This is a genomic window from Streptomyces coryli, from assembly GCF_011044975.1.
Taxonomy (GTDB): Bacteria; Actinomycetota; Actinomycetes; order Streptomycetales; family Streptomycetaceae; genus Streptomyces; species Streptomyces coryli.
Genome location: NZ_JAAKZV010000214.1, coordinates 1 through 14,645, shown reverse-complemented (window position 1 = coordinate 14,645; position 14,645 = coordinate 1). Strand labels below are relative to the sequence as shown.

Sequence of the window (14,645 nt, the reverse complement as noted above, 5' to 3'; positions counted from 1 at the left end):
CCACCGCCCCCACCAAATAACCAGTTCACGGCCACCCCACCGCAGCTGGTAAGGTTCTACCCGTCGCCACCCAACGGCGACGTCCGCCCCCGTAGCTCAGGGGATAGAGCAACGGCCTCCGGAGCCGTGTGCGCAGGTTCGAATCCTGCCGGGGGCACTCCGCGATCACCAGCCTTTATAGGCTGCTGACCAGCGAAGATGCCTTGATCAACGACCCGGACTCAGTCCCACTGAGTCCGGGTCGTTGTCGTTGGTTATCACTGCCTGTGCAACAGGCGTGAAACGCGCAAGGGGGAGTGGGTCGCCGCTCCGTCGCCTTTCTCGGCCTCGCATCGGGTGCCCAGCTCGTCCTAGGGCGACCAAAGTTTCTCTGCTTCGTCAAGGCGGCCCGCAAGCGGGCCGCGCGCCCTCGTCTGGTGCTCGCGCTCGCGCTCAGGCGTTCCGCCCGCGCGGCGCGGCCCCAGCCGGGGCGCTTCCTCGGCCTAGACCACCTTGAGAGAGAAGAACCCCGTGGCTGGGGCGGCCGGCGCTCCGAGACTTTAGACAGCCACCATCCGGCGAGCCTCTACGATCATGAGGGCCACCGGGTCAATTCCGGGCAGGGGTGAATCCTGCCCCGTCGCCGGTCAGCTTAGGCCCTCATGATCTCTCGCCGGATGGCAGCTCCAGTCCAAAGTCTCTCCACGCCGGCCGCGCGGTAATGTGCGGCTCGGGAGGGGTAATGAGTGATGCCGACAGGTGGGTTGATCTAGGACCGCTGAAGCTGCCACGTGCCGAAGATGTGGAAGTAAGGCCGGTCCACAACGGCGACGGCATCGTGACAGCTGTCACCCTGGTGAACGGTCAGACAGCCCTGCAGCTGCAGGTATTTGACATAGACGCTGCCTATTCCTGGGGGTATGCACGGGCAGAACTGCATGATCAAATTCTGCAGCGTGGGGGCACAGCCACAGAGTTGGTCGGCCGGAACGGTCACGAGATCCGGGCGCGCGTCCCCGTCACCTCCCCTCGCGAAGACGGAGAAATGACGGACGTAAGGTTCGTGGGCCGCGAAGGCCCTGGTTGGCTGCTGCGAGGGGTCATCAGGGGCAGCGGTGCTGTCTCAGCAACAGCCGATACATGGGCTGACGAGATCTTCGGCTCAACAGTCGTCGAGCCCGCCACCCGGGTCGGGCCGGACTGTCCATACATGGAATTGCAGTGGCCGCCGGTTGACTCGGCCTGACCATGCGCCGAGTCGCAGCGCAGGCGAGCACACGTGCAGACACGTGTCCCTGGCCGCGCCCTGGCATCCGCAGCGACGACACCATTTGTCGGGCTCGACAACCCGGCACCGGAGAATCGCCCGATCGGGCTCCAACCGCTGCCCGAGCACTTCGAGCCCGAGATCATCAAGACGAGCGAACGTGGTCAGGTCAGGGCGGGCGAAGGTAGCGTCAGACACGTCGAGGTCTTCCAGATGGACGGCATAGTCACCTCCATCCTCGGGAGACCTCGACCCCTACCCGGCCACCGACGCGTCGACTGGACTACACCCTTAACTGCGACTGCGAAGAGCCCAAAAATAGCCCCGGTGCGAGGGTCGGCCCGCCTGCTATGTTCCGGCCATGACTAGACCCGGTGAGATCCTCGGCAGCGTGTTAGCCGCCAGCGAGCGCGAGCAGCTCGAGACGTTCCTGGATTACCTGCGCGACGCCGTCGTGCGCAAGGCCCGCGGGGTGTCGGAGGAGGACGCCCGGCGCAGCCCGGTGCCGACCGGCACCAACCTCGGCGGCCTGATCAAACACCTGCGGTGGGTGGAACTGGGCGGGTTCGCCGAGCAGATCGGGCAGATCCCCGCCGCGGAGCTGCCCACGCCGCCGTGGACCGACGCAGACCCGGAGGCCGACCTGCGGCTGGAGCCGAACGAGAAGCTCGACGACGTCATCGCCGCCTACCAGGCGGAGTGCGACCGCTCCCGCGAGATCGCCGCCCAGCACAGCCTCGACTACGCCGTCACCACACCGCGGGGCAGGGAGCTGACGTGGATGTACCTGCACGTGATCGTGGAGACCGCCCGGCACGCGGGCCACGCGGACATCCTGCGCGAGATGATCGACGGCAGCGTCGGCGACTGACGGCTCGCGGCGCGTCGTCGGTCCGTGTTCCGGGTCGTCGGAGGCGGCGTTACAACGGTATCGGCGGAGGCTGACCTCCAACACCGTGGGCCGCCACCCGAACGGCTCGTGCGCCAACCGCCGGACCACCGTGTCCCTGGCCGCGCCAGGGCATCCGCAGCGACGACACCATCTGTCGGGCTCGACAACCCGGCACCGGAGAATCGCCCGATCGGGCTCCAACCGCTGCCCGAGCACTTCGAGCCCGAGATCATAGTCACCCCCATCCTCGGGAGACCTCGACCCCTACCCGGCCACCGACGCGTCGACCGGACTACACCCTTAACTGCGAAGAGCCGGATTTGAACCCACGGTGACATTGCTGCCACGACGGTTTTCAAGATCGTGTGGCACAGGCCAGTCCCTGCCACCCACCTGACAGGTTCCTCCGCTTACCTTCAACGAGAGTCAGCTGAAGCACTAGGCTCACAACGAACTGGCAATGCTTTCAAGGGGGGAGCCTGTGTACTGCTTTCGTCTCCCCTTCACGATGCCGAGCCGGACGCTGCTCGGGCTAACTGAGACCGAGTTCTCCCTGCTGAACGAAGGAGAGCGACGGGTTTGGCTGAAGCCCTCAGGGATCGAAGACCAACGCTTGTGCGACGCCACCAAACTCGTACTCCTCGGCGAGGGTTACGCCACCCAGGACGAAGCTGCCCTGGAAAGCGATCGATGGCGCGACGTTATTAGTCGTGCCTTCGCCCGGTTCCATCTCGCTGCCGACTTTGGGGATCGGAAGCCGTCCGGAATTCTGACCAGGGCCGGCGAGGCGTGGTTGTCCGAGCGAGTGGGACACCCTGTGCTGGGAGACTGGCCGGGTGTCACGGTCTTCGAGGACCAACCGGGCCTTCGCTTCGTCACGATGCCAACCCTTGAGGGGTGCAAGCGCCCGCCCGAGGAGCGGAACCGCCTAGTACTCACACAGGCCGCTCAGCTTCACGACCCGCTGGGAGGTCCTGAGCGGCTGGCCTTCGATCTGTACAGCGGCTCCTTCTTCCAGCCATCGGCGGACACACAGCTTCTGATGCTGACCATGGCGGTCGAGACCCTGCTCGCCCCCCAACCCCGCTCGGATGCCGCCAGAGCGCACGTCACCGCCATGATCGAGGCCACCAAAGCCAACACGGACCTCTCCCAGTCGGAACGGGCCTCAATACGAGGGAGCCTCACATGGCTAGAGGCTGAATCAATCGGACAGGCCGGGCGGCGGCTGGCCCGCACCCTAGAACCTCGCACGTACGGAGGCATAGCTCCGGCAGCATTCTTCACTCGCTGTTACGACATGCGCAGCGCGCTGACCCACGGGCGCGTGCCGCGACCCGACCATCGTGAAGTAGCGACTCTCGCCGGAAGCCTTGAGTTGTTCGTCGGTGACCTCCTGGCCGGCCGACTCCTTGCTGAAGTCCTTGACTGATCTCAGGCGAGCCTCAGGTCTGGCCGGTGCCGCACCAGATCGCACCAGATGGATCGGCGAACAGCGGTCAACGGAGGTGTTCGAGCGAGCCGTTCGCGAGAGTGCCCTTGGGTCACTGTTGCTGGTCAGGCCGAAGATTCACCCTAGATCGCCGGTGTTTCCCAAGCTCAGAGCGCGAGTCCAAGTCATGGGCTGCGCCGCTACCAACTCACGGACAGGTGTGGGGCTGGTGGCCCATGGCGTGTATTACATGCAGACATCTGGTGCGGATGCGTCACCGTGGTTAATACTGGTCAAGTTCCGGCTAGATGGACCTCCTCCGCGCATGGCGGATAGGCCCCCCTTACCTGATGGTCTGGGGGGACCGTCAGCTGAGGGAGTACAGCGATGCAAGATTCGGTCTTGCAGCTTCTGGTCCTGGTGATTGCGGTTGCTACCGTGATCATGATCGATGGCAAGGTCACTGTGGGGGGTGTCCAGTTCGGGAGGCGTCGCAAGGCGACTTCTCGGAAACGGAAGCACTGCCCGAAGTGTCGTTGCAAGAAGCGCTAGAGCAGTCTGGGGGCAGCGATCTGCTGCCCCCAGATGAACGAATTGGCCGACAAGGTGCTGAGGTGCTCGTGGAGTACCCATGTGGGTTCCTTGTATGTGAGAGGTACTGCTGGTAGCTCCCAGCTCGGCAGCAGGCGCACCGATGCTCGCTTCCTCACGGCAGGGAGCGGGCATCGCGTTGATCGTGTCGGGCTACACGCCTGCGGTGGCGGGCACCTTCTGCTCAGTCTGGTTCACGGCCGGCTGCTCCGCGTCGTCGGCTTCCGAGATCTCGAAGCTCGTGGCGTCTTTTACGCGTCGCGGTCGAGAATGCCCTCACGAGCAGCCACGATCAACGGTGATACAACTTGGCCAGCAACGTTCGTAGCAGTGCGCATCATGTCCAGCAGCGAACCATAGGCGCGAAACGTACTACAGGTCGTCCGTGCCCCGGTCGCCCTCGGGTTGGTCACCTTCCTCGTCCTTGCTCTGGACGCTGGTCTCGTCGTCGCTGAGGGCCTCCTCGATCCTGCGGTTCAGCGCTTCCTGATGGCCGTCGATGCAGCCCTCATAGACGCGGTGGATCACCTCGGGGGAGTTCCCGACCCGGCGGGCAACCTCGGCCGGCGGCACTCCGGCGTTCAGCCACTTGGTGATGCAGGTGTGCCGCAGGTCGTACGGCCGCTTAGCCAGCGGCGAGTCTCGCTTCTCGGGTGGGAGCGCGAGCTGGCGGGCGTCGTCCCACACGCGCCAGTAGTACGAGGTGCCTACGGTGCCGCCCCTCTCGTTCTGGAAGAGCCGGCCGTCCTTGGCGGTCCCGAACGTCTTGATGTGCTCGCGGAGCAGCTGCACCAGGACGGGCGGGATGGGCACCGGGCGGTCTTCGTCGGCCGCACGCGCCTTCAGGCCGCGCTGCTCCTGACGGACGCCGGAATCCGTCCACTGTTTCCCAGAGGCCGGAGCGGACTTCCGGAGGGTGAGCATTCCCCATCCCTTCTTCGGGAGGGTGCAGTCCGTGGTCCGAAGTGCAATTGCCTCGCTTGGCCTCAGAGCGGCGTAATACAGGACCGCGTAGAACGCCATGAGGCGGCGGCCCTTGTTCCGCTCCCAGGTCCCGATGTACGAGACGGCCGTGTGGAGCTGAGCCCACTGCGACGCGTTCGCGAGCCCTCGTGGGTCCACGCGGGCGGAAGAGCCGCGCTGCACCTTCTTGATCGGGCCAAGCGGATTACTCGGCAGCTCCTTGGCCTCGACGGCGTACTCAACAGCCGTGTTCAGTACGCGCCGCCTGCGCCGGGTGGTCTCACCTCCAGCCTCTTTTCCATCCAGCTTGAAAGACAGCCGGTACTGCACTTGTCGGAGCGTGCTGGCATCCATAAGCGCGGGGACGGGAAGGGAGCGCTTGAGCAGCCAGAGGTAAGCCTGCGAAAGCTCCTCCGGTGGGTCCTGCTCCTCCCTGCCAGGAACGACGCCCCAGCGGAATGCGAGGCGAAGTTCTGTCGCCGACGGGGCGCCGTCGCCCGTCTCCACCATGGCGAGCGCGACGGTCGCCAGTCCGTCCGCCAGGCCCTCGCGGGTTTTAGCTGCAGCGGTCGGCCAGCGTACCGGCCGGTACGGGGATGTGCGGTGCGATGATGGTGTTCACAGGTTTCCTCCATCTCAGGTGCCTGCGCGGCGGCGTCCGGAGGTGCAAGCTCGGGGCGCCGCCTTTGCTTGATCGGGGCCCGTGCGGACTCCCTGCCGACACGCCGTTACCGGCGTGACGACAGGCGGTACACGGGGCATCGCCTGCGGCGGAACGCCATTCCGCCTGGAATCTCGCGTCGCGTGGTCCCGCTCGCTCCAGGGAGATCCCTCCCGGAGGTCTGAGGTGGCGGGCTCGTACTCCCACGCGGTTCTTAGAGCCGGTTGCGTGTCTCCTCGATGATCGTCGGGCTCTCGCCCCTTCTCGGCCGGCTGGTCTCCGCCCGCCACGCCCGACCAGCTGTCGGAGCCAAGCGGCGGATCGCTCTGTGGAGTTGTTCAACGAGTGCGCCTGAGTGGGTATCAGTGAGACCCAGCGGGACGCGCCCTTAGATTGACTTGAGTCAATCCGAAGTGTCAAGTGCTTGGGGGCAGCAGACGAGATTGACTTAGGCCAGTTAGGCTCGTGGCATGGATCTCAGCGCTCTTCCGCCGAAGCCCACGGCGAAGCAGATCGCCGCGCAGTTGCGCAGCGAAATCGGTGATCAGCGCTATCTGCCGGGGGATCGCCTCACGCCGGCCCGCGACCTTGCCAAGCAGCTGAAGGTCCAGCTCAACACCGTGCAGAGTGCGTACGGGCAGCTGCGAGACGAGGGCCTCGTGGTCAGCCAGCAGGGGAGAGGCACCTTCGTACGTGACCCCTCGGTCCCCTTGGGGGCGGAGCCCGGCAGCAGCCCGGCTTACACCGCCCTCGCAACCGAGCTCAGCGGCATTCACGATGCGCTCCGGCAGCTCGGTGAGCGGATGGATCACCTGGAACGACTTGTTGAGGGTCGCCAGCAAGCCGAGAAGTGAGGGCGTCCGCTCGCCGCAGCAGCGCCTCCGTCGCGTCACATGCGGCGTGGAGGCTCGCCTGAAGTCGAGCGATCTCAGCGGCGCTGAGGCTCAACCTGTCCGATGCACTTGCGTTGGGCTCCGACATGCCAGTCAGCATCCGCTCGAAAACGAAAGTGGGCCCGGACATACTGTCCGAGCCCACTTTCCTTGCAGGTCAACGGGGTTGACGGCCCATCAGTACCTGTTTCTCGAGCTCTGGGCAGATCGTGATCCAGCTGCCCGAGCAGAACGGCCTGTCGCCACAACGGCGCGCGTTCATGCTGTAAGTCGTGATGTGGCTGGTCGTCGCCGTGGTGCTGTGCGGCTGCATCATCGGCGTCATCGTCTTCGCAGGCGGCAGGCTTATGGGCATCATCGGCGCTGTCCAAGCCAACGCTGTGCAATTGGCTGTCCACTTCATCGGCCCCATTGTTGCCATCGGGTGGACACTTTCGAAGTTTTATGCACTCCGTCACAGCAAGGGGAACTGATCATGATGGGCTTCACGTGCCGTACCCTTCAACCGGCGAAGGTGACGAGGTGGCCCGATGCGGCGGCACTACTTCCTGCGGCAACTTGCCCTACTTGATGGGTCGGCATTCCGCTTGTAGAGGTTACTCGCGCGTGTGGCGAAGGTCATCCGCCCGTGATAGAACTCTGCCTATCAACGCGAAATCACGTGGGGGGCACTGTGATGACAAATCGCGCGAAGTTTCTCGCAATTTCCGCTGCCACTGCTGTCAGTGCGAGTCTCCTGATGGGTTCATCGGCGTCCGGTAGCGAGGCTGACGAGCTCCAGAAGCAGATTAATGAGGCACTTGCCCGCACAGAAGGGGCGCAGCAGATAAGCAGCTACGAGATTGCCTGGGATGAGGGTAGGGCAATTCTCGCCTTTCCGCGTCCAGGTGAAGTAGAGGCGGCTCCCAGCAGTGTCGCCGCCGTAAGATTGATGGCGAAGTCGGCTGGCGTCAAAGAGTCGGACATTGATCCGACAGGTGAAACCTATGGGGTTGCAGCACTCTCTGATGAAAGCGGAGATGAGATCCCTGCAGATGAGCAAGGCGATCAGACGTCGGTTGACCCCATGAAGGCCGACACTTGCCCAACTCAAGCCTTCGGCGACGATTGGTACTGCTTCTACCAGAAGAAGTACTTCGAGGGGCGCCGCCTGCAATGGCAGGGAAGGTACGACGACAAGAAGGTCTACTTCGAGAAGTACGACTTCAGAAACAGGACGTCCGGATATTCAAACAAGAGCGGGAAGAAGATCTACACTTACGACTACGAGCGAGCATCGCCGGGTGTTCCGAATGTGTACACGTGCACGAATCATCTGTGGACCGAGGACCCGCACGAGCGCTCGTCGTCACTCCCTGCCTACTTGGACGACGCGGCCGACTGCTTCAAGACGAACTAGGCAGCAACCTAGCGTCTAGGGCTCACGCCGCGCTACCCTGCCACGGGGCGTGAGCCCAGGGCGTGCGAGCCACGCCTTCGAGAATGGGGGACTCTGATAGATGTCCGACATGGATGTGATCGAAGAATTGCTTGCCGCAACTACGGCAAAGAAGCTTGAGTGGATTCTCACTGGCGATGAAGTCACCAGTTCTGTAGCGAACATTGGTTTCTCGCTTCGGCTCAATGATGCCGATGAAGTCGCCCTAAAGGTCAGTGCTAAAGGTACGGGGCAGGGCGTCGATCAGCGAGTCGTCACCCTTCGAGGTGGATCCGCATCAGACCTCCGGATCTTGTTCGATACGGCCGTAGAATCAGCTACGTCCCAGGACAAGTTCCTGGCCGAGGTTCATGGCGTTCTGGTCGATGCCTTCAGGCGGCATCCATAGGAGCCACCGTAGTGGAGTCCTGCGACATTGAGGTATGCGAGGCGTCAGAGCCGAGTGTGCCTGCGCCGTTCGTCGGTTTCCCGGTCCTGTTTGACCAGCGTTGGCCCGGCATGTCACATTGATCGCAGACGGGACACGTGTACCCACGGGTGACTGAAACCCCCGGTGAGTACCGGGGGTTTCCGCGTGCTCGGGAGGTATCACGTGGACCGCCACCGTTACCCAGACGAGCTCGTGTACGCGCACGAGGCCTCCGCGAAGACCGGCGTGCCCGAACCGGTGATCCGTCAAAGGGCGACACGCCGCCGAGCAGTAGACGGCGCCCGTACGCGACCCCGGCCGCAGCCTCTCACGGCAGACCGGGCACCGGCGTCCGGCGTCCTCGGCCACATCACCTCGCTACGGCCGTCAGGCTACTCGGAGTCCGGGATAGCAAACAGGTACTCAGGCGGTGGCTGCTTCGGCGTAATCGAGTACGGACGACCATGGGAGCGGACGCCTCGGCGGAGCATCACGAGGCTCGAATAGCGGCCAGACATCCGGCCCGTAGACCAGCTTCACATCTGCCGAGCGCAGGGTCTCCAGATTGCGCTCCCAGGCGGGGTGGCGGGCGTGGGCCGCGTTGACCCGCGGGAAGACGACCACCGGCACTCCGCGGGTTCCGATCGCCTCGCTGACCTGAGTAAGCGCCTGGTTGTCTGCGATGCCGTTCGCGAGCTTGGCCACCGTGTTCGCGCTCGCCGGCGCCACGACGTAGCAGTCAACGGGCGGATGCGGTCGCTCGTCTCCGGGAAGCCGGGGTTCGTCACGGACGGGAAACCCGGTCGCCTTCGCCAGCCGCTCGGCCTCGCCGTTGGCTCGCAGCCAACTCCCGGCCGCCGGAGTGAGGGTTACGGCCACCTGCCAGCCTCGTTCAAGCGCTGGTTCCACGAGTCCGGTACGGAGCACTTCAACCCCGCCGGCCGCCGTCCCAACAACGCCGAGGACCCGTTGCTTGTCTGGACTCACTGCACCGCCCTGCACTGTTGCGCCATCTTGAACACATCCGACGAACGACCGCCCGCCGTCACGGGAGACTGCCGCACAAGGTCGCGCAGCGTCTCCCTCACCTTGGGATTGTTCCGTACGAGCTGAGGTGCTGTCCGGTCGGCCTTCCGTAGCTCCTGGAACGCGTCGTCGCCACGGCCGACGAACGAGAGCGCGCGAGCGAAGTCGATCCTGTGGGTCACGCTGCGCTCGTGTGGCATGTGGTCAACCGAGATGTCGCCCTTCTCCACGACGTACGCGACGTTGTTCAGGTCCAGCTCGATTGCGAGGCGGTGCAGCAGGACGTTCGTGGGCCCGAAGCAGGTCTGCCAGTAGTTCTCACCCGACCCGAGCTGCTCCGCGAGATCCTCGGCCTGTGCGAGAAGCTGAGTGGTCGTCGTACGGTCGCGATGCCGCGCTGATGCCACGGCCGCCCGCAGCCGGATCATTCCCAGCAGGCTTAACGCCTCCGGGTCGTCGTCGCTCACCCGCGGAGTGAGCCACCTGGCGGTCATCTCGCCCAGCTCCAAGGCGTCGTCGTAGCGGCCGTTCGCGAGCAGCGCGTGGGTTCCGGAGCGGGCTGCGGATGCGAGCACCAGCGGATCATCCGACTCGTCAGCGGCGCGCATGGCGCGCTCGGCCGCCAGCCACGAGATGTCAGATTCCCCGATCTTCGCGAGAGTGGTGGACGCGAGGTGGTGCGTACGAGCCGATACCGCCCAGCACGCCTGCCGATCCTCCCCGCCGCGGGCTGCCCGGTCCTCAAGCTCCTGAGCCGTCTGCAGCAAACGCGGGAGGGCAGCGATTACGGCGCCGAGCCGACCGCCCTGATAGTCGCCCCACGCTCGCTCTACGAGCGTGGCCGCGGGTGCCGGCGTGGGCAGTTGAACCTCAGCTTCGGGACCGAAGAGGAGCCGCGAAAGCCTCCGCGGGCTCATCAGCGCGTCGCGCACGGCGGGCACGTCGTCTTGCTGCTTCTCGTCCTCTACCAGCACCGGCTGCCCGATGAGGTCCCCAAGGGGCACCCGCAGGCAGCGGGCAAGGTCGGCAAGCATGTCGATGCTAGGCGGCTTCCGCCGGCCACGCTCAGCCTTCTCAAGCCAGGCCGTACTCCGGCCCACCAGACCGGCGAGCACTTCCTGGGTCATGCCGCGGAGCTTGCGGTAGAACGCGATTCGCTCGCCGATGCTGAGGTGATCTCCAAGTCCGCGCATGCAGCATGGCCTCCTGCCAAGTAGGGGCGACTCCCACGGTACCGATCGCCGGGGAGAGCCGGAATGACGATCGCGGCGCTTGGGCCGCGTAGCTCAGAGTCGGCCATCGCGACGCAGGCAGCCCGGACGGAGTGTCCGGGCCTGTATGTGCTCTGCGGCCACCAAGTGGCTATGGAACTTGTTCACCCATAGCCCGGTGAAGGGCGGCGTAAATGTATGCAGGTTCGGGCGTATCAGTGCGAAATCGGCAGTGCGCTCGCGACTGGTTGCCCACATGGCATCATCGAGCCTAGATATTCGGGAACACCTGATTTGGGGGGCGTTTTGTGGCGGAGGACCAAGGCTTCGATTTTCCACCAGTCCTCAATGGAGTTGACTATCTGCTCAGTGCGTTGCGCTATCTGGAGGATGAAGAGTCCGAGGGTGCTGGATCGTTGAAGTATGCAACTCTGCATCTTCAGGCTGCCATGGAAGTCTTGTTGAAGGTTCGGCTGATCCAGGAGCATTGGTCGCTCGTTTTTCGGGAGCCGGGGAAGGCGAATCTTGATGCGTTCAAGTCCGGAGCGTTTGAGAGTTGCAGCGCTGAGGCGGCGCTAGACCGGCTGGACCGAATCGTTGGGATCAACATACCGGACTCGATTCGCAAGAGGGTTAAGACGCTTGCTCAGCATAGGAATTCCCTGCAGCACTACGGAGCCCATGCGCAATCTGTCTATGCGGTAGAAGCGTTGGCTGTTGAAGTTCTGGACTTTCTCCTAGACTTCACGACAAAGCATCTGGCCCCATCGCTCAGTGGGCCTGAAGCTGCCCAGTTTGCTGACACCTTCCCGGAGGTCCAGAGCAGCCTGAGGTATGTGGAATCCCTGGTGGACCGCCGGATGAAACGGATTACAAGGGAAGCTAGGGCGGTGGGTGACCCACTCTTCAGGTGTCCATGGTGTAAGCAGCACGCATTGGCCATAGAGCAGAACGATGCTGCCTGCCGGTTCTGCCTGGAGAGGCTGCAAACGGTCATCCGGGATGAGGCGCTATCCGACGGTGACGACAAGGATCCGTACGTCTGCTGGAAATGTCGTAAGGCCAATACGGTAATCGAGGTTGAGCGGCGGATAGTTAGTCCTTTTGAGATCCCCGGACTGGGCCTTCCGCTCGACGACGAATTTTTCGAGGAAAAGAACTCTGCCATGCTGCCGCTATTGGGTTATTGCCGTCGATGTGACCTTGTTCAGCAATACAGTACCTGACTATGCGTGCGTCACTCTGCCGCCCAGACGATGCTCAGTGGTGTCAGTCGCTCTGTGCGCGGGTTCGCCATAAAGACCAAGACGCCTACGTCCCCAAACGTGGCCTGCCTTGTCACGCCGTCGTCTATCCCGTACGGCTCAGATAAGGCGTACGGGTCTGCCTCCAAGGCGTCGATCAGCTCTAGCAGCGGGGGTTGAGCTTCGGAGGGGAGGGCTGAGATGGTGTCGAAGTCGTGCGGGCCGATCTTCCACGACCAGCTCACGCGGCGCTGCTGCCCTTCTGCTCGCGCATCCGGGTCCGCCACGCTTCGAAGTTGCGCTGCGCTTCCTCGACCGGCTCACCCTCGTACTCCGGAGGCAAGGTGCCGTGCTCGGCGTAGTGGGTTCGTGCCCGCTCGATCCGAGGTGCTTCCTCCTCCGTCCACCGGATCGCGACCTGCTCCCAGCGCTCCAGCACGGCATCAAGTTCGGAGCGCGGCGTGAGATGGACTTCGCGCAGGAAGTTCTGGCGGAGCTCCGCGCTCGGCAGCGCGTGCGCGATGCTGTCGATGGTCCACGTGTCGGCACTCATGAGGGGCCTCCGAGATCCATGGTTCTGATGGCTACGGTACGGGGCTGCGGTGGCCTCCGGCAGAGGGTCCCGCGAACCGTCACACGGCGGCCTATGCAACAGGTGTGAAACAGGGGCCGCTCGCGTCGAACGCGATCAAGAGAAGTGGCAGGTCAGCGCCATGTTTGGTTCTGTAGCAGCAGCTCACTCCGGAGCCGTGTGCGCAGGTTCGAATCCTGCCGGGGGCACCCTTCATGAGGCGCCAAAAGACCCCGTGACCAGCGAGTTCGCTGTGTGCGGGGTCTTTGCGTTGCGTGTGTGCAGTACGGCTCGGCCGGGCGGCTTGCTCTGTTCGACGGCGCCGGAGCGTGGCCGAAGCCGGCGGGGTCTCGTCGACAGCAAGAACCTCCGCGGCTGGGAAGCCGGTACGCGGGGGCAGACGGCGGCACTCAGCCGCCCCAGGTCCTCGGCGTCGGCCTCCGAGTGGGCTGCGGTAGCCCCTCCCGCTCGACTGCGGCCGTAACGCTCAACTTACGGTGTTGGCCACCTATCCACCGCCCTGGCTAGAGTCCCGGCCGTCCCACAGGCTCCGCGTTCTCCCCGTACCACCCCATTCCACGGAGGAGCTCGTCAGTGACCAGCAAGCGCCGAAGACTCGCCGCGGTCGTGATATCCGCCGCCATCACCATGGCCGGACTCACCGCCGCTGCCCCAGCCGCCCCAGCCGATCCGGCCGATGCCGTCCGCACCGTTTCGTACCACGGATACCGGGTGCAGGTGCCCGCCGACTGGCGGGTCGTCGATCTGGAGCAGCATCCGACGGCATGCATACGGTTCGACACCCCGGCCGTCTATCTGGGCACAGCCGGTGCTGAACCCGACTGCCCGGCCGGTCTCAAGGGCCGCACCGAGGGACTCCACATCGAGCCCCTGACCCGGATGACCAGCGCCACCGCCCGCGAACTCAAGGATGCGAAGTCCCGCAACTCCGAAATCCGGCTGGCCGTCGAGGACGCCGGTGTCCTCGTCACCGCGGCCCACACCACCGCCACTGAACGACATGTACGACAGGTGCTGGGCACCGCACGTATCAGCGACGATGCCAAGCCCAAGAAGGCCATTCCCAGTGCCCCTCTGGCCACCCCCCAGGCCGTAGGCCCGCAGCCCGGTGACTTCACCGGCAAGGGCTTCGATGCCTGTACTGCCCCGTCGCAAGGTGCGATGGACGCCTGGCTCGCAGGCTCCCCGTACCGCGCCGTCGGCGTCTATATCAGCGGCGGCTGGCGGGCCTGTGCTCAGCCGAACCTCACCGCCTCGTGGGTGAGCAACCAGACCGCGAAGGGCTGGCGACTGATCCCCCTGGACGTCGGGCTGCAGGCGCCGTGCACCAGCTTCTCCAGCCGGATGTCGTCCGACCCGGGCACCGCCCGCTCCCAGGGCGCGAACGCCGCCAACGGCTCCATCTCCGCCGCCCAGTCGCTCGGCATCCCGGCGGGCAGCGCGCTCTACTCGGATATCGAGGGTTACGCCTCGAACGCCTCCTGTAAGGCCGCCGTGCTGTCCTACCTCTCCGGGTGGACCGAAGCCCTGCACGCGGGCGGCTATCTGTCGGGCGTCTACTCCAGCGCCTCCTCCGGCATCCGCGACGCGGCCTCGGAGTACGACAACCCCGCCTACACGCGGGTGGATCACATCCACTTCGCCTGGTGGAACGGTGCCGCGGATACCAACACCGGCTCGTACGTCCCCGCGAACATGTGGGCAAACCACCAGCGCATCCACCAGTACATGGGTGAGGTGACAGAGACCTACGGCGGCGTCTCGATCAACATCGACCGGAACTACCTCGACGTCGGCGCCGGCTCCCCACCGACGCCCTCGAAGTACTGGGTGGATACCTTCGCCGACGCCCCGGTGTTCGCCTCGCCGACGTCGACGTCCCAGACCGGCACGCTCTACAAGGCCACCAACTACGTCTACTGCAAGGCGTGGGGCCGCGAGATCCGTGACGGTGCGGGCAACTACAACCACTGGTGGCTGAAGACCGACCCGGATGTGGGCCCGGCCAATCAGTACGTATCGGCGTACTACCTGTCCCGCTGGGGCA

At 64.6% G+C, this 14,645-nt stretch carries 14 protein-coding genes, 1 tRNA gene and 2 pseudogenes; 10 read left to right on the top strand and 7 right to left on the bottom strand.

Annotation, left to right across the window (positions count from 1 at the left end; all coding sequences use genetic code 11):
- Positions 1–85 precede the first annotated feature (85 nt).
- Both G5C51_RS32390 and G5C51_RS32385 read left to right on the top strand, forming a co-directional pair.
- Positions 86–157, top strand: a tRNA-Arg gene (locus tag G5C51_RS32390).
- A 564-nt stretch (positions 158–721) separates the two neighbouring features.
- Positions 722–1,225 carry a DUF3710 domain-containing protein gene (locus G5C51_RS32385; protein WP_165242656.1) on the top strand — a complete coding sequence of 168 codons (504 nt, stop codon included), beginning with the start codon at positions 722–724 and terminating at the stop codon, positions 1,223–1,225.
- A gap of 42 nt (positions 1,226–1,267) precedes the next feature.
- Here G5C51_RS32385 and G5C51_RS32380 read toward each other — a convergent pair.
- Positions 1,268–1,444 (bottom strand): annotated as a pseudogene (locus G5C51_RS32380) (ISL3 family transposase); the annotation flags it as partial.
- Positions 1,445–1,607: 163 nt separating this feature from the next.
- Here G5C51_RS32380 and G5C51_RS32375 point away from each other — a divergent pair.
- Positions 1,608–2,117 (top strand): DinB family protein, encoded by a 510-nt coding sequence (locus G5C51_RS32375; RefSeq protein ID WP_165242654.1) that lies wholly within the window; start codon positions 1,608–1,610, stop codon positions 2,115–2,117.
- A gap of 51 nt (positions 2,118–2,168) precedes the next feature.
- Here the strand turns inward: G5C51_RS32375 and G5C51_RS32370 are convergent.
- Positions 2,169–2,369 (bottom strand): annotated as a pseudogene (locus tag G5C51_RS32370) (ISL3 family transposase); the annotation flags it as partial.
- A 277-nt stretch (positions 2,370–2,646) separates the two neighbouring features.
- Between G5C51_RS32370 and G5C51_RS32365 the strand changes: the two are divergent.
- On the top strand, positions 2,647–3,570 hold the full coding sequence (locus G5C51_RS32365; RefSeq protein WP_165242652.1) for a hypothetical protein: 924 nt from the start codon (positions 2,647–2,649) through the stop codon (positions 3,568–3,570).
- 963 nt (positions 3,571–4,533) lie between these two features.
- Here the strand turns inward: G5C51_RS32365 and G5C51_RS32360 are convergent.
- Complete coding sequence (locus G5C51_RS32360) at positions 4,534–5,634, bottom strand: tyrosine-type recombinase/integrase (RefSeq protein WP_165242650.1); 1,101 nt, start codon at positions 5,632–5,634, stop codon at positions 4,534–4,536.
- 621 nt (positions 5,635–6,255) lie between these two features.
- Here G5C51_RS32360 and G5C51_RS32355 point away from each other — a divergent pair.
- From G5C51_RS32355 to G5C51_RS32340, 4 genes are all read left to right on the top strand, one after another.
- Positions 6,256–6,639 carry a GntR family transcriptional regulator gene (locus tag G5C51_RS32355; RefSeq protein ID WP_165242648.1) on the top strand — a complete coding sequence of 128 codons (384 nt, stop codon included), beginning with the start codon at positions 6,256–6,258 and terminating at the stop codon, positions 6,637–6,639.
- Positions 6,640–6,950: 311 nt separating this feature from the next.
- Complete coding sequence (locus G5C51_RS32350) at positions 6,951–7,151, top strand: hypothetical protein (protein WP_165242646.1); 201 nt, start codon at positions 6,951–6,953, stop codon at positions 7,149–7,151.
- A gap of 203 nt (positions 7,152–7,354) precedes the next feature.
- Positions 7,355–8,077, top strand: coding sequence for a hypothetical protein (locus G5C51_RS32345; RefSeq protein ID WP_165242644.1), 723 nt, complete (start codon positions 7,355–7,357; stop codon positions 8,075–8,077).
- Between the two features lie 100 nt (positions 8,078–8,177).
- Positions 8,178–8,504 carry a hypothetical protein gene (locus G5C51_RS32340; RefSeq protein WP_165242642.1) on the top strand — a complete coding sequence of 109 codons (327 nt, stop codon included), beginning with the start codon at positions 8,178–8,180 and terminating at the stop codon, positions 8,502–8,504.
- A 444-nt stretch (positions 8,505–8,948) separates the two neighbouring features.
- Here G5C51_RS32340 and G5C51_RS32335 read toward each other — a convergent pair whose 3' ends face one another.
- Together G5C51_RS32335 and G5C51_RS32330 are read right to left on the bottom strand one after the other, a co-directional pair.
- Positions 8,949–9,512, bottom strand: coding sequence for a flavoprotein (locus G5C51_RS32335; RefSeq protein ID WP_338118381.1), 564 nt, complete (start codon positions 9,510–9,512; stop codon positions 8,949–8,951).
- Positions 9,509–10,744, bottom strand: coding sequence for a helix-turn-helix domain-containing protein (locus G5C51_RS32330; RefSeq protein ID WP_165242638.1), 1,236 nt, complete (start codon positions 10,742–10,744; stop codon positions 9,509–9,511). The genes G5C51_RS32335 and G5C51_RS32330 overlap by 4 nt, the downstream gene beginning before the upstream one ends.
- Before the next feature lie 326 nt (positions 10,745–11,070).
- On the opposite strand from G5C51_RS32330, the gene G5C51_RS32325 reads away from it, so the two are divergent.
- Positions 11,071–11,988, top strand: a complete 918-nt coding sequence (locus G5C51_RS32325) for a hypothetical protein (protein WP_165242636.1) — start codon at positions 11,071–11,073, stop codon at positions 11,986–11,988.
- A gap of 11 nt (positions 11,989–11,999) precedes the next feature.
- Here the strand turns inward: G5C51_RS32325 and G5C51_RS32320 are convergent, their stop codons facing one another.
- Both G5C51_RS32320 and G5C51_RS32315 read right to left on the bottom strand, forming a co-directional pair.
- On the bottom strand, positions 12,000–12,251 hold the full coding sequence (locus G5C51_RS32320; RefSeq protein WP_206314574.1) for a hypothetical protein: 252 nt from the start codon (positions 12,249–12,251) through the stop codon (positions 12,000–12,002).
- Positions 12,248–12,559: a hypothetical protein gene (locus tag G5C51_RS32315; RefSeq protein ID WP_165242634.1), complete on the bottom strand. Its 312-nt coding sequence runs from the start codon at positions 12,557–12,559 to the stop codon at positions 12,248–12,250. The genes G5C51_RS32320 and G5C51_RS32315 overlap by 4 nt, the downstream gene beginning before the upstream one ends.
- A gap of 612 nt (positions 12,560–13,171) precedes the next feature.
- Between G5C51_RS32315 and G5C51_RS32310 the strand changes: the two genes are divergently transcribed.
- A partial coding sequence (locus G5C51_RS32310) for a DUF1906 domain-containing protein (RefSeq protein ID WP_338118380.1) occupies positions 13,172–14,645 on the top strand: 1,474 nt, incomplete at its 3' end.